The sequence below is a fragment of the Marinomonas hwangdonensis genome (genome assembly GCF_003721245.1).
Lineage (GTDB): Bacteria > Pseudomonadota > Gammaproteobacteria > Pseudomonadales > Marinomonadaceae > Marinomonas > Marinomonas hwangdonensis.
Map to the genome: position 1 here is coordinate 453948 of NZ_RIZG01000003.1, position 14381 is coordinate 468328.

At 46.2% G+C, this 14381-nt stretch carries 16 protein-coding genes; 8 read left to right on the plus strand and 8 right to left on the minus strand.

Going from position 1 to position 14381, the window contains the following annotated elements; genetic code table 11:
- Positions 1-126: 126 nt before the first annotated feature.
- Positions 127-981 carry an NAD-dependent epimerase/dehydratase family protein gene (locus tag EBI00_RS07595; protein WP_123095310.1) on the plus strand — a complete coding sequence of 285 codons (855 nt, stop codon included), beginning with the start codon at positions 127-129 and terminating at the stop codon, positions 979-981.
- Between the two features lie 88 nt (positions 982-1069).
- On the opposite strand, the gene EBI00_RS07600 is transcribed toward EBI00_RS07595, so the two are convergent.
- The 8 genes from EBI00_RS07600 to EBI00_RS07635 all read right to left on the minus strand — a co-directional run bounded on the left by EBI00_RS07600 (position 1070) and on the right by EBI00_RS07635 (position 7914).
- Positions 1070-1456: a RidA family protein gene (locus EBI00_RS07600; RefSeq protein WP_123095311.1), complete on the minus strand. Its 387-nt coding sequence runs from the start codon at positions 1454-1456 to the stop codon at positions 1070-1072.
- Positions 1457-1491: 35 nt separating this feature from the next.
- Entirely contained in the window at positions 1492-3609 is a 2118-nt protein-coding gene (locus tag EBI00_RS07605; RefSeq protein WP_123095312.1) for a RelA/SpoT family protein, read from the minus strand.
- 64 nt (positions 3610-3673) lie between these two features.
- Positions 3674-3898 (minus strand): DNA-directed RNA polymerase subunit omega, encoded by a 225-nt coding sequence (gene rpoZ / locus EBI00_RS07610; protein ID WP_123095313.1) that lies wholly within the window; start codon positions 3896-3898, stop codon positions 3674-3676.
- A gap of 57 nt (positions 3899-3955) precedes the next feature.
- Positions 3956-4579 (minus strand): guanylate kinase, encoded by a 624-nt coding sequence (gene gmk / locus EBI00_RS07615; protein WP_123095314.1) that lies wholly within the window; start codon positions 4577-4579, stop codon positions 3956-3958.
- A gap of 75 nt (positions 4580-4654) precedes the next feature.
- A complete protein-coding gene (locus tag EBI00_RS07620; RefSeq protein WP_123095315.1) occupies positions 4655-5884 on the minus strand; it encodes an MFS transporter in 1230 nt (409 codons plus the stop codon).
- On the minus strand, positions 5881-6498 hold the full coding sequence (locus EBI00_RS07625) for a LysE family translocator (protein ID WP_123095316.1): 618 nt from the start codon (positions 6496-6498) through the stop codon (positions 5881-5883). The genes EBI00_RS07620 and EBI00_RS07625 overlap by 4 nt, the downstream gene beginning before the upstream one ends.
- 88 nt (positions 6499-6586) lie before the next feature.
- Positions 6587-7516: a LysR family transcriptional regulator gene (locus EBI00_RS07630; RefSeq protein WP_174714903.1), complete on the minus strand. Its 930-nt coding sequence runs from the start codon at positions 7514-7516 to the stop codon at positions 6587-6589.
- Between the two features lie 80 nt (positions 7517-7596).
- Positions 7597-7914, minus strand: coding sequence for a DMT family transporter (locus EBI00_RS07635; protein WP_123095317.1), 318 nt, complete (start codon positions 7912-7914; stop codon positions 7597-7599).
- Positions 7915-8010: 96 nt separating this feature from the next.
- On the opposite strand from EBI00_RS07635, the gene EBI00_RS07640 reads away from it, so the two are divergent.
- The 7 genes from EBI00_RS07640 to EBI00_RS07670 all read left to right on the plus strand — a co-directional run bounded on the left by EBI00_RS07640 (position 8011) and on the right by EBI00_RS07670 (position 14337).
- Positions 8011-8898: a LysR family transcriptional regulator gene (locus tag EBI00_RS07640; RefSeq protein ID WP_123095318.1), complete on the plus strand. Its 888-nt coding sequence runs from the start codon at positions 8011-8013 to the stop codon at positions 8896-8898.
- A 111-nt stretch (positions 8899-9009) separates the two neighbouring features.
- Positions 9010-9306, plus strand: a complete 297-nt coding sequence (locus EBI00_RS07645) for a helix-turn-helix domain-containing protein (RefSeq protein WP_123095319.1) — start codon at positions 9010-9012, stop codon at positions 9304-9306.
- The gene (locus EBI00_RS07650; RefSeq protein ID WP_123095320.1) at positions 9296-10585 is read left to right on the plus strand and encodes a type II toxin-antitoxin system HipA family toxin; all 1290 of its coding nucleotides are present in this window, start codon (positions 9296-9298) and stop codon (positions 10583-10585) included. The genes EBI00_RS07645 and EBI00_RS07650 overlap by 11 nt, the downstream gene beginning before the upstream one ends.
- 109 nt (positions 10586-10694) lie before the next feature.
- The gene (locus EBI00_RS07655) at positions 10695-11021 is read left to right on the plus strand and encodes a helix-turn-helix domain-containing protein (protein ID WP_123095321.1); all 327 of its coding nucleotides are present in this window, start codon (positions 10695-10697) and stop codon (positions 11019-11021) included.
- Positions 11018-12256 carry a type II toxin-antitoxin system HipA family toxin gene (locus tag EBI00_RS07660; protein WP_123095322.1) on the plus strand — a complete coding sequence of 413 codons (1239 nt, stop codon included), beginning with the start codon at positions 11018-11020 and terminating at the stop codon, positions 12254-12256. The genes EBI00_RS07655 and EBI00_RS07660 overlap by 4 nt, the downstream gene beginning before the upstream one ends.
- Positions 12257-12347: 91 nt before the next feature.
- A complete protein-coding gene (locus EBI00_RS07665; protein WP_123095323.1) occupies positions 12348-12647 on the plus strand; it encodes a hypothetical protein in 300 nt (99 codons plus the stop codon).
- Between the two features lie 160 nt (positions 12648-12807).
- The gene (locus EBI00_RS07670) at positions 12808-14337 is read left to right on the plus strand and encodes a DNA cytosine methyltransferase (RefSeq protein WP_123095324.1); all 1530 of its coding nucleotides are present in this window, start codon (positions 12808-12810) and stop codon (positions 14335-14337) included.
- Positions 14338-14381 lie beyond the last annotated feature (44 nt).

The window sequence follows — 14381 nt, forward strand, 5'->3', positions numbered from 1 at the left end:
ATTTAATAATACTTCGTCTTTTTTTCTCAATAGATTGTCGTAATGGAAGGTCTGAACGACTGTGTTAGAGGAATCTGGTTGAGCATCAAAGACGATAGACACATACGGTGATTTTGGAGAAAACAAATGGCAAAGGTACTGATCGCTGGTTGCGGTGATTTAGGGGCAGGTTTAGCCGCAGAGCTGGTTGCAACAGGCCATGACGTCACAGGCATTCGACGCACAAAAAGCGTCTTTCCTGAGGGCGTAACAGGTATTACCAAAGATTTACTGAACATGCGCGATGAGGATTTGCCAGACGCGGACTTGATATTTTTGATCATGACGCCTAACGGACGCCATGCAGATGCGTATCGGGCGGCGTATTTTGATACGGTCCAAGTATTGATTCGTCGCTATCAAAATACGGACACACTGCCAACGGTAGTTTTTGTTTCGAGCACCAGTGTCTACGGCCAAAACCAAGGCGAATGGGTAGATGACACCACGCCCGCCCATCCTACTTCAGCAACCGCGAAAGTACTGGTTGAAACGGAACAAGCATTGGCCGCTGCTCTGCCCAGTGTGACTGTGCGATGTTCTGGTATTTATGGACCAGGGCGTTTTAGGTTATTAGACACGGTACTGAGCGGAAAAGAGTGGGAGGCCAATAGTTGGACCAACCGAATTCACAGGGATGATGTCGTCTCTGCACTAGTGATCCTGGCTAACATGGCATTAGCGCAGCACACCTTACCTGAGCAGGTAATTGTGACCGATCAAACGCCGGTCTCTATGTGGGAAGTAAAACTTTGGCTAGCAACCTGCCTAGGGGCCAGCGTGGCAGTAAAGGACACCAGCCAATTTGTTCCGGCGTCAGGAAAGCGCATCCAAGGGCAATTTCTGTTATCGCAAGGCTGGGTGCCACGTTATCCCAGTTATGTGGCCGGGTATCAGGTATTGTTGCGTGAGTTTAATGCCCTACGAGGTGGCAAGGCCTAAATAGCGAGAGGCGCATCACGATAAAAAAGAGGCCTAAGCCTCTTTTTTATGACGAATTTTCATCGACAGAGCATAGGTGTAAAGAAGATTAGTCTTCCAACACCATGATGCCTTCGATTTCTACCTGAACACCTTTAGGCAAAGCGCGCACGCCCATCGCAGCACGAGCAGGGTAAGGCTCTTTAACGAACTGTGTCATGACTTCATTAACCGTAGCGAAGTTGCTCAAATCTGTCATGAAGATGTTAAATTTCACAACATGTTGAAGAGAGCCACCAGCTGCTTCACAAACGGCTTGTAGGTTTTTAAACACTTGAGTGGTTTGTTCAACGATGTCTTCGCTGATCACTTCCATCGTTTCTGGAACCAAAGGAATCTGGCCAGATAAATAAACCGTGTTGCCAGCGCGAACAGCCTGAGAATAAGGGCCAATAGCGGCAGGAGCGTTTTCAGTGTGAATTACATGTTTTGACATGGTCAATATCCTATCAATGGAAAAGTACGGGCGCTTTAACGCCCAACAATGGTTTCTCGTGTGACCTTCTCTACGCAGCGTACCGCTTTAATACGACGCATGACATCCGCTAATCCTACGCGGCTTGCTACCGTAATGCTCAACCGCAAGCGGCTCACACGGCCACGTTCGATGATGTCGAGGTTAGAGACTTGGAAATCGGTATCGCTGATCGAACTGGCAATTTTTGCGACGGCGCCACGCTCATTGATGTAACTGACAATGAGGCTGATGTTCAGTTCTTCTTCGATTTCTTTGCCCCAAGCCATGCGAATAAAGCGCTCTGGGCTGGATAAGTGATCTTGGATGTTTGGGCAGTTTGAGTGATGAATCACTATGCCTTTGTCGACCTGCACATAGCCCACAATAGGGTCACCCGGTATAGGCGCACAGCACTTGGCATACGAAATTAACATGCCTTCGGAGCCATTGACCTTGAAAGATTTTGGGGTGACCAAGGTGTCTTCATCGATATTGGGAAACAGTTCTCTCGCAACCAAATAGCCCACATGACGGCCTTTACCGATGGACTCTAACAAATCGTCCATGGTGGCGAGCTGGTGGTTTGATAATACTTGTGTGATTTGTTCAGTGGTCAGTTCATCGATATTGGTTTTAAACGCATTCAGTGAACGAGTCAGCAGTCGATGACCAATGACAATGGCGTTTTCACGCTGCTTGTCTTTTAAATAATGGCGAATATTGGTGCGGGCTTTACCCGTAATGGCAAAACTTAACCAGGCCACATTGGGTTGAGCATTCTTGGCGGTAATAATCTCAACCGTTTGACCACTTTCTAGCTGGGTACTTAATGGCGCTAAGCGTCGATTTATTCGGCAAGAGATGCAGGTATTGCCGATTTCTGTATGAACGCCATAGGCAAAATCCACCGGTGTCGCCCCAGACGGTAATTCAATGATTTGGCCATTGGGCGTAAACACATACACCTCATCAGGGAACAGATCACTTTTGACATTATCAACAAACTCCACAGGGTTACGGGCTTTTTGTTGGATTTCCAACAGACTCTTCACCCATTTTGTCGCACGGTCATGGTTGCTCGGCATGTTTGAGGTGCCACTGACTTTGTAAGCCCAATGCGCTGCAATCCCGTTGTTGGCGACTAAATCCATTTCTTCGGTGCGGATTTGAATTTCCATGGGAATACCGTTGGCGCCTAATACTGTGGTATGAAGCGACTGATAGCCATTGGATTTCGGAACGGCGATGTAGTCTTTAAAGCGTCCTTCAATCGGTTTGAAGAGGGCATGAATGACGCCCAAAATACGATAACAGCTGTCATGGCGGTCAGTGACAATACGCACGCCCATTACGTCCATGATTTCACCTAAAGAACGACGTTTTTTGTCCATCTTCTGGTAAATACTGTAAATGTGCTTTTCTCGGACACTGATGCTGGCTTCTATATAATCGGCGGCGAGTTCAGAACGTATGGTGTCTTCGAGCTTTTGAGTGTCTTTGATGCGTTGTTGGCCATACTTTTTATGGATGGCTTTTTGTAACATGCGGGCGCGCATCGGGTAATACGCTTGAAAGGCTAAGGATTCTAAATCTACCCTGACATTGTACATGCCAAGTCGGTTCGCAATAGGCGCATAAATGTCCAACGTTTCCCGCGCAATGCGGCGTTTTTTATGGGCTGGCATAGCATCGAGCGTGCGCATATTATGCAGACGATCGGCCAATTTAACCAAGATCACACGAATGTCATCGGCCATGGCCATGGCCATTTTTTGGAAATTGTGGGCTTGTTTTTCGACTTGGCTATTAAATTCTAGGTGGGTCAGTTTGCTGACGCCATCCACAAGGCCTGCAACGCCTTCACCAAATTGCTCGGTCAATGCGTCACGACTGATGCCTGTGTCTTCGATTACGTCGTGTAACAACGCAGCGGTCAACCCATCGCAATCCATCCGAAGTTCAGAAAGAATTTCAGCGACAGCGAGAGGATGGGTGACGTAGGGTTCGCCACTTTTACGTTTTTGCCCGTCGTGGGCTTGTTCAGCGTAATAGTAAGCGCGTTTAACTTTAGCGATTTGCTCGTAAGGCAAATATTGACTTAAGGTCAGTGCTAAATCTTCAATGGTATACATCGCTCACCTCACATTGACAAATGAATGAAGCATGGCAACTGTGACATGAATGACACCATCAAGATTAAAATTCGTGCAGTGGGCGTTTTTGCTGATCAACATTCTTTGCATTGATCAAATTTGCCGCTATTTCACGCAGTGCAATCACGGTGACTTTATCGTCTTCAGCAGGCACTTTTGCCTCTTCGCCGCCAGTCGCAAGTTGACGAGCGCGCTTTGACGCGACCATCACTAATTCAAAGCGGTTATCTACATTTTCTAAACAATCTTCTACGGTAACTCGAGCCATTTTGACCTCTGTGTTCGGTTATCTATTTATCCAATGGTGATTCTACTTAACGGCTTCTCACAATGACAAGAGATCATTTATAAGATTGCCATTTTTTTGCTGCATAACGGCCGTTTTGGTGCGCATCGCCGTAAAAATCGCTGACATCTCAGATAAGGCTGTTTCAAAATCCTCATTTACGATGACAAAGTCGTATTCGTGGTAATGGGACATTTCACTGACGGCTTCAGACATGCGACGTTGGATGACATTGTCAGCATCGGTTGCACGGCCTTTCAAACGCTCTTCTAGTGCCTGTAGCGATGGCGGCAAAATGAAAATGCCAATGGCATTGGGGTAAAGTTGGCGGACCTGACGTGCTCCTTGCCAATCTATCTCCAAAATCACATCCAAGCCTTGTTCAAGCAGACTAAAAATGGACGCTTTAGAAGTGCCATAATAATTGTCAAATACTTGAGCGTGCTCAAAAAAAGCGTCTTCGGCGATCATATCCAAGAAGGACTCATGATCGACAAAATAGTACTCACGACCATGTTCTTCACCTGTACGGGGGGCACGTGTCGTGTGAGACACAGAAATTCGCACCTTGTCATCGGCCTTTAAAAGCGCTTTATACAGGGAAGATTTACCCGCTCCCGAAGGCGCGGACAAAATAAATAAGTTGCCAGTGTGTTGATCCATAAGGGTCTTTACATCCGATAGTTAGCGTCGAAATAACAAGTAACGCAGTGTACCACAAGGCAGACATCGCGTTGACTAGGCGTTGTAATTCGATGCGCTTTTGTGGGGTTGAGGTGTGGGGCTTGCCAGCCAACCTAACAACATCCAAACACACCCAATGCCCAACATCACATACAAGGGGCCTTGCCACGCGTGCTGCCGATCGTACAAGACCCCAATGAAATAGGGCCCTATTGCTGCCAAGGTGTATCCCATTAGCTGGGCCATACCTGACAACGCAGCGGCGTGTTTGGGGCTGTGTGTACGTAGACTAACAAACGATAACCCTAATATAAATCCCATGCTGATACCAAATCCAAAAACCACCGACCAGAGACCAGACCAGCTTGGTAACAGCAGAAACCCCAGCAGGCTCAGACACGTTAAAACAGTGGCGAACAGGCAGAGCCGTCGATGACTGCCAAGGCGATTCAGAAACGGCGCCAAAATCAAGGTGGGCAGCGCCCCCGCTAACTGCAAGTAGCCTTGGTAAAGCCCAGCGGTGGAATCGGTATAACCATAATCCACCAAGATGGACGGCACCCACGCCACCACACTGTAATTGAGTAAGGAATTAAAGGCCAAAAAACCCGCCACTTGCCATGCGGTAACAGAACGCCAAATAGTTTGAGCGGGCTCATTGCTGGCTGTTTTTGGTGCTGGATGTAAGGGAATTTTACCGCTAAACCAGATCACCAAAGGCACAATAATCATCAGCGTTTGGCACGCCAGCGCGAACGACCAACCACTCATGGGCAAACTGACACTCGGCTGCTCTGCGAACTGGCTCAAGGGCACAGCCAGACTCGACATCAAAAAGCCACCGATGCTCATCATCAACACATAAATGGCCGTGAGTTGCACCACATAAGACGCAAACTCACGCTTGATCAAGCTAGGCAAGAGCACATTACCGATGGCTATTCCCGCCCCGATAAAGATCGCTCCCACATATAAGGTGCTGATAGAGCCAAAGGCACGAATTACCATGCCCACGGCAATCAAGCCCACACCGGTCGCTAGAATGCGCTCAATGGAAAAGAACCGAGTGAGCCAAGACGCCACAGGGGCAAAAAACGCAAACGCCAGCAAGGGTAAACTGGTTAGCAAACCAGACTGAGAACTGCTGAGGTGCAAATCGGCACTGATTCGATCCAACAAAGGCGGCAAGCCAGTCACTGGACCACGTAGGCTCAGCGCCACTAGGAATATAAACAGAAGTAAAAACGCCGCATCGTGCTGGGCTAATCGTTGTAATCGTTTCATGAGACGGACAGCAGAATATGCAGCGCCAAAAGCATCAACATCACCCCAGATAAGCGATCAACAATCACCGCATTGCGTCGTAGTCGCTCTAATAATAAGGGGCTGGAAAGCAGAAGGGTCATCAAGGTGTACCATAATCCATCAACAAGAAAGGGCGTCGCCACCATTAGGGTTTTTTCCGTTAGACCACTTACCTCAGCCACAAAAGGGCTGAATAACGCGGCGAAAAATAGTGCAATTTTGGGGCTTAAAATCGAGATCAAAAAGCCTTCTTTCGCCGACTGAAACACACTAACAGCGCGGCCCAATTCCATTTTCTCCGCGATACCGCCTTTTGAACGCAGCGCGTTAAAGCCGAGGTAGGCTAAATACGCGGCTCCCGCGTAGCTGATGGCTTTAAACAGTATCGGTAGCTGATGAAACACCACGGCAAGACCGAGTAACGAAATTAAAGCATACACGCCTATTCCGGCGGCGTGGGCCCATGCGGTGGCTAAACCATTAAGACGACTGCCAGCCAAACTGTGCTTCATGACAATGGCGAGACTCGGGCCAGGCGACATGGCACCAAGAAGACAAATTGTGAAAAGCGAAAACCAAATAGATAACGTCATAATACACCTTGAATTCAGGCACTGCCTATTGAAGACGGCAGCTTAACAAGCGGACGTTATTATATGAAATCATCATTTTGCATGGTAATCATGATTTCAAATCATAGCCTATTGAATAGGTGGTTTTTGACATAGCTTGCAAAACCAGCGTCCTAATCCAGATATGGGAAGGGTCGTTATCGTATTTTGCATGCCAAATCAGCCAATACTTATGCCGTGGTGTGGCAACAGGAAGCGGCTTATAGGTCAGAGGAAAGTGATGCTTTAAATTACGCGCAATGTGCTCTGGAATGACCAGCAAACAATCACTCTGACATAAGGATTGAGACGCCGCATGAAAAAAGGGCACATTAAGAGCAATGCGACGCTTTTGTCCTGTTTTGGCGAGCGCTTCGTCAACATAGCTGTCTTTGTCGCCACCCCCCATGACTTTGACATGGGCATAATCCAGCATATCGGCCACCGTGATGTGCGCCTTTAAAGCCAAGGGGTGCGAGTCTCTCATCACACAAACAGAGCTGTCTTCACCGATTTGCACAGACGACACCCCTTCGGGTTGAGTCAGTGACATACTGGAGGCTAATTGAATAGAGGACGTGGCCAACTGGCGAACCAAATCAGGTTGCCAGAGATGATACGTCAGCGTCACCTGAGGTGCTTGCTCGGCCAATAATTCGACCACATCCGGAAGAAGATACTGTGCCACATAGTCACTGGACGAGAACACAAACTCACCGCGCCAATGTCTCGGGTCAAATGTATCCGCCACCAAAAGATCATCCAGCTCAACAAACCAGTGATCAAGCTTTGTTTGCAGCTGCAACGCCTTGGGCGTAGGGATCAGCGTATTGCCTTCGCGAATGAGCAAAGGATCAGCCAACAGGCTTCTGAGTTGGCTGAGTTGGCGGCTCACCGCCGATTGTGTCAGATTCAGTTTATCGGCCGCGTGGCTAACGTGGCGCTCTTCCAGTAGCACCTTTAACGAACGCAACAAATTTAGGTTAATACGATGAATCATGTCGTTATGCTCACAGGCTGACAAAGTGTTTGGCGTATTTTTCGGCTTTCCCCATCATAACGCAAGGCGCATCGTCCCGCTTAATGGGCAAACTTCAACACGACCACACCGAGAATAATCAACAATACTCCCATGTAACGCAGTAAAGACGTGGCATCGCCATAAAACCAAATGCCCACCAAAAAAGTGCCTGATGCGCCGATTCCTGTCCACACGGCATAGGCGGTCCCCATGGGGATGTCTTTTTGCGCCAACCAAAGCAAAGTACCACTCACCGCCATAAAACCAATCGCCATGGCGATGCCCAATACTTTTGAGCCACCAGACTGCGCCATTTTTAGCCCGACGGGCCAGCCGATTTCCGTTAATCCAGCCAACAACAAATACATCCAACTCATGCCTTACTCCTTAATACATTGAAGACAACGTTATTTGCAGGCTAGACTATCAATAATTATGATATTTAAAAGTTAATAACCATCGAAAAAATTCATATGTTGAGTCTAGAACAAATTAATATGTTGGTGTTGTCTGCCGAGCTGGGTTCCTTTTCCGCCTGCGCGAGAAAACTCGGCAAAGTGCAGTCAGCGGTCAGTCATGGGATTAACAATTTAGAAATAGACTTGGGCGTTGAATTGTTTGATCGAACCTCCCGCAGCCCGAAACTCACGCCAGAAGGGGAGCGCTTACTGCGCAGCGCGAAAGCCTTGTTAGCTCAGTCCCATGAATTCGAAAAGATTGCCGAATCCATTACCCGCCATGAAGAAGGCGCCTTAACGATCGCCGTTGACGATGCTCTGTTAACACCGTATTTGAGCACCATCTTGGCCTTATTTGCACAAGCCTTTCCCCATGTCGAAATTGACCTGATTTCATTGGCCTCTCCTGACATTATCGCAACGGTGGCGGATGGCAACGTTGACATCGGTGTGATGTTTTCAGAAGTAGAAGCCAACAAACAAGTGGATTTTTGCTACGTGGGCAGTGTGGACTTTGTCGCCGTGTGCCATGCGGATTTTCCCTTAGCGGCCCTGCGACGACTATCCGAATCAGACCTCATGCCTTATCGGCAAATTGCCGTCAGAGGCCAGCAGAAGCGAGAGTCACAAGTGCTCATTAGCATGACACCAAACGCTTGGTGGTGCTCAAGCAACTACAGTGTCTTGGCCTTAGTGAAACAACAAATCGGCTGGGCTTACCTGCCTTTGTCCTTGGTGCAACCCTTTGTGCACACCGGCTTATTGCAAAAAATAGACGTCACCTTCGACCACAAACCCTGGTCTGTCCCCGTTGACCTAGTCTGCAAAAAAGGCGCCTTACGTGGCCCCGCCCATCAATGGTTGTTTGACGCCTTAAAAAATGCCTTTTCTGCTGAGCGTTAGACAAAGCAAAAGAATAAGAAATTATAAAATAGACATAATAATGTCCAAAAAATCTAAAATTAGACTAAAATAGACACTACTGTATCTATTTTTTTATGGATGGTTGTTTCTATGAGTCATTTCCTATTACTGGATGACAGCGACGTACAGCACGCTTTTGCGGTGCATCTTCGCAAGCGGCGAGAGCAAGAAAAACTCTCTCGTGATGCATTGGCCGCTCGCAGTGGCGTCCCTGCGCCTACTATTAAAAAATTCGAACTGACAGGACAGATTTCCTTTCGTCAGCTATTGTTGCTTTGGCAAAGCCTAGATGAACTGTCACGGCTCTTTGCGTTGACCCAAAATACAGAAAATAATCAATCCAGCATGCCAACGTCCATTGAAGAGGTGCTGAAAAATGGCTTTTAAACCCATTCAAAAACTGCTTGTTCAGCGCACACTCTCCACTGGAGAAAGGATAGATGTTGGAGTGTTAGCGCAAAATCAACAAGGCGTTTTTTTTCAGTACAAGGCTGACTATCTTCAGCAATTTGGAAACTTATCGCCGATTACTCTTAAGCCTAATACAGACTTACAGCGGGCGCCAAAAGCACCTCATCACGGCATTCATGGCGTGTTTGGCGATAGCTTACCCGATGGTTGGGGGTTGTTATTACAAGACAGAGTGTTTCGTCAGCATGATATTTTACCTGCACAAATTACAGCCATGGACAGGCTTGCGTTTGTAGGGGGTTCGGCCATGGGCGCGCTCTCATTCAGCCCTGAGTCAGACTTCAAACAATACGATGATTCCAATATCGATATTCATATGCTTGGCCTAGAAGCGCAAAGCTTGTTCGATGGGCAAACAGAAGAGGTATTGGCTGCTTTAGTTGCTGCAGGTAGTTCAGGTGGTGCAAGACCAAAAGCTCAAGTGTATCTTGATCCAGACCAACCAACACATTGGCGGACTCAAGCTCAGAAAAATGACGAAGCTTGGCTCGTTAAGTTCACTTCCAAAAATTTAGCGTTAGGCCATGAAGAGGGCTTATGTGAAGCCGCTTATCTTTCGTTAGCCGCAAAAGCAGGGCTACAACCGCAAGAGTGGAAACTGATAGAAGCTCCAGAGAAGTCCGGCGCGAGCCATTGGTTGGCTTTAAAGCGCTTCGACAGAGTGCTAAACAAACAAGGCGCTTTGGGGCGTCTACATATGCACAGCGCTTGTGGTCTATTAGATGCCGATTTTCGAGAACCGAGTTTAGATTACCAAGATTTAATCAAACTGAGCCGACACCTTTGTAAATCTCCCGCAATGGGTCAAATGCAATTTCGTCGTGCCATGTTTAACTTATTTGCCTGTAACCAAGACGACCACAGTAAAAACTGGGCCTTCTTACAAGACGACAAAGGCCCTTGGCAGCCAGCACCCTTTTACGATGTCACCTTTAGCCCGCATCCATTTGGCGAACAAGCCACGTCATTTTCGGGTTACGGTAAAAAACCACCCTTAAAAGCCATTCAAAAACTCGCTACGACCGCCAGCTTTGCCAACTGGCACCAAGCCCAACAAGCGATAGAAGAAATCGTCGACTCCCTTTCTGGCTTTCGTGACGTCGCTTTATTCTTAGGTGTGAAACCAGATACCGTGCGTTTGATAGAGAAGCAACTGGATGCTTGTTGGCAAGACAATAAAGGCTTGTTGGGGTGACGGTTTATTTTGAAATTAGGTTTATAAAACAACAACCGCCATCGCAAGTGACATATCAACAAAATGAAACTATAATTTTAAAAATTATTATTTTATGAAGGTTTAGTTTATGTCTTCTCGATCTGCTGTGGTATTCCCAAAAGATTTACGGATACTGAAAATACTGGGTGAAAATATCTCGTTGGCGATGAAGCGTCGAAAAATCACTCAGACAAGATTATCTGAACGTACAGGCCTTTCTATGCCGACGTTACGCAATATCACCCGAGGTGAGCCGAGTGTGTCGATTGGTCATTACCTTGTGGTGCTATCGGTTCTTGGATTAGCGGAAGACCTCGGAAAAGTCGCTTTGGACGATGAGTTTGGTAGAAGGCTACAAGATATTGAACTACTGACCTCCAAACATAAAAAGAAACCGACGAGCCAAGCGTCATGAGTAGATCTATTTATGTCTATGCTCACTGGCACACCATGCCACAACCTGAACTTGTGGGAATGCTAGAAACAGACCTCGTTCGAGGTGTTGAAGTGTATCGATTTTCTTATGACGAGAATTGGCTAACGTCGCCTTTTGCCATGCAGATAGACCCTCAGTTACAGCTATTCAGAGGCGATCAATTTAATAATGATGCGCGAAATTTCAGGGCCTTTCTAGACTCCTGCCCAGACCGTTGGGGGCGCTTACTAATGCAACGGCGAGAAGCCGTTTTAGCAAGGCGAGAGCAACGACAGATTCGAAGATTGAATGACTCGGATTATCTGCTTGGTGTTCATGATGCCTACAGAATGGGGGCATTACGTTTCAAGTTATCCAAAGACGGGCCTTTTTTAGACAACGACCAACAGCTTGCTACGCCTCCCATGTCGAGCTTGCGAGAATTAGAACATGCCGTTAGTCAGATTGAGCAAGATCCAGATGTCGATAATCCTGACTATCTTAAGTGGCTATTTATGTTGATTTCCCCTGGATCGTCACTCGGCGGAGCGCGCCCAAAAGCTTGTGTTATGGATGGTGAAGAACTCTGGTTAGCGAAATTTCCCAGTCGTTATGATAATCATGATATAGGCGCTTGGGAGTACTTGGTGTATCGCATGGCCGTCGATGCGGGGGTCAACATGGCGCCTTGTAAAATCTTACAATTTAATAGCCCACATCATACTTTTTTGACGAAACGCTTTGATCGAGAGGGAGAAACGAGACATCATTTTTCCTCTGCCATGACCCAACTTGGTTACTACGATGGTGATGCCGGAGCGAGCTATCTAGAACTGGCGCAGTTCTTAATGGAACAAGGGGCAAATACGCGAGCAGACCTAGCCCAGCTTTGGCGGCGTTTGGCTTTCAATATTATGGTTCGCAACAGCGATGATCATCTAAGAAATCATGGTTTTATATTGGCAGAAGAGGGTTCTGGTTGGCGACTCTCCCCCGCTTATGACATCAACATTTCCATCGGCGCTACAGGGCTTCACCTTAATATTGATGAATATTCTAACGAGCTAAACCTAGACTTAGCGCTAGAAGTTGCACCGTATTTTCAGTTGTCAGCGACAGAAGCAAAGCAAATCCTCTCCAAGCTACAAAGCGTGGTTAGCCATTGGCAGGATTACGCTAATGAAATAGGCATAAATCGACAAGAGCAACAAATTTTAGAACGAGTCTTTAATTGAAGCTATGATTTCATTTTTTATAAAAAAATAAACATATAGTTTCTTTTTTTTTGAAAAATGATGAAAATCAAATGTAATTTAAGGATGAATGATGAGCCGATTTGAGTTGGGTTTTAAGTCAAGCGAACTACCCGTGACGTTAAAAGATTGCAGCTATGAGAATGACACCTGCGCCTCATTCTATTTTCGAGTGAAGGATCAATACTACACACTGTGGGTGGAACACAAAGACAAAGTCCAACGAGAAGACCCTGATAGCCCTCGTTACACGGTGTGCAAAGCGATTAACGAAGGGGATGATGAATCGCCAGAGATTTACAGCGACTCATCAAAAGCAGATCTTTTTCGAACAGAGTATGCCAGTGAGTTGATTGGATATTTTTCTGCCTAATTTACTTTGGAAGTGATGGTAGTTTTTCGGTCTTTTACTTTATGTAAATTAGATACGCATACAAAGAAACTACTTATATCAGGTCACGCTAGTATGTAATCTTGTCTCGTTTATTTTTGCGAGTATGATGGGGCGATTTTAAGTTTAAGCTGTTTGCCGAATGAAGAATAAAGAAGTACTAGTAATTGATCTATTTGCTGGACCTGGTGGGTTGGGAGAAGGCTTCTCGTCAGTGAAAGATAAAGCAGGTAATGCTGTCTTTAAGATAGGTATTTCAGTTGAGAAAGAAGAGTCAGCGCATAAAACGCTTACAACACGTGCCTTCTATCGCAAAATTAAGGACCTAAGTGGTGGGTTAGATAGCTACAACGAATATCTATCCGGTGGTATTACTCGGCAGCAATTGTTTGATCGATATCCGAAACAAGCGGAAGAGGCAGAAACGGAGACTCTTTATGGTCCTAAAGCACTGGGTGATGATAATGAAATCATCCATAAGCGTATTGCTGATTTAGTTAAAGCGCATGGCGATAGCCCCAAAGTTGTCATTGGTGGTCCACCATGCCAAGCTTATTCACTGGCTGGTCGTTCTCGTAATGCAGGAATTAAAGACTATAAAGCAGAAGACGACCATCGCAATTTTTTATATAGAGAATATCTGAAAGTACTCTCTATCGCTCAGCCTGATGTATTTGTGATGGAAAACGTAAGAGGCATACTTTCGGCCAAAATTGCTGGGAAAATCATGTTTCCAAGTATCCTCAATGATCTACGTAATCCAGAGCAAGCAACTGGTATAGCGAGTCCTAGATACAAAATTTACTCCTTAGTTGTTGAAGCCTCAGATAAAGATAATCCAGTTTATAAAAATTCAAGTGATTATCTTATAAGAGCTGAAAACTATGGAATTCCCCAAGCGCGTCACCGAGTCATTTTACTAGGTGTACGTAGCGATATAGAAAAAGCGCCTAAAACGTTGACTCGCTCAGACAGGCAAGTATCCGTTAAACAGGCAATTGATGATTTGCCGAAACTTAGAAGTGGCTTCTCCAAGCGTAAAGATGAACCTCAAGCATGGGAGAAGGCTGTTTCACAAAACTCAGCATGCATAAAAGCTTTATTAAAAAAGCAATTCGATGGAGTAGAAAGCCTAGACTTGCAACCATTCAAGAACTTGTCTCGTTCTGCCTCATATTTTATTACTTCACTCAATTTGGTTCCTAAGTGTCTTGCTGATTGGTATCGTAAAAACGAACCATGCCAAATGCTTAACCATGAAACACGTGGTCATATGGATAGCGATTTACTCCGATACGCATACAGTGCAGCCTTCACACAACTTAGTGGTGGTATATCGCCAAAATCTCGCGATTTTCCAGACGAGTTAGCACCAAAACACGAAAACTGGAAATCAGGGAGCCACGCAGATCGCTTTAGAACCCAAGCAGCTAATAAATGTGCCACGACAGTAACTAGCCATATATCAAAAGATGGTCACTACTTTATCCACTATGATCCAAAACAGTGTCGTAGCTTAACGGTTAGAGAAGCCGCACGTTTGCAGACATTTCCCGATAATTACCTTTTTGAAGGCAACAGAACTCAGCAATATGTGCAGGTAGGAAATGCTGTGCCACCGTTTTTGGCACGGCAGATTGGTAAGGTTGTAATGAGGCTGCTTGAAGCTTAATCTTTCGCATAAATAGACTGTAGTCGCAGTTATAATATATGGAT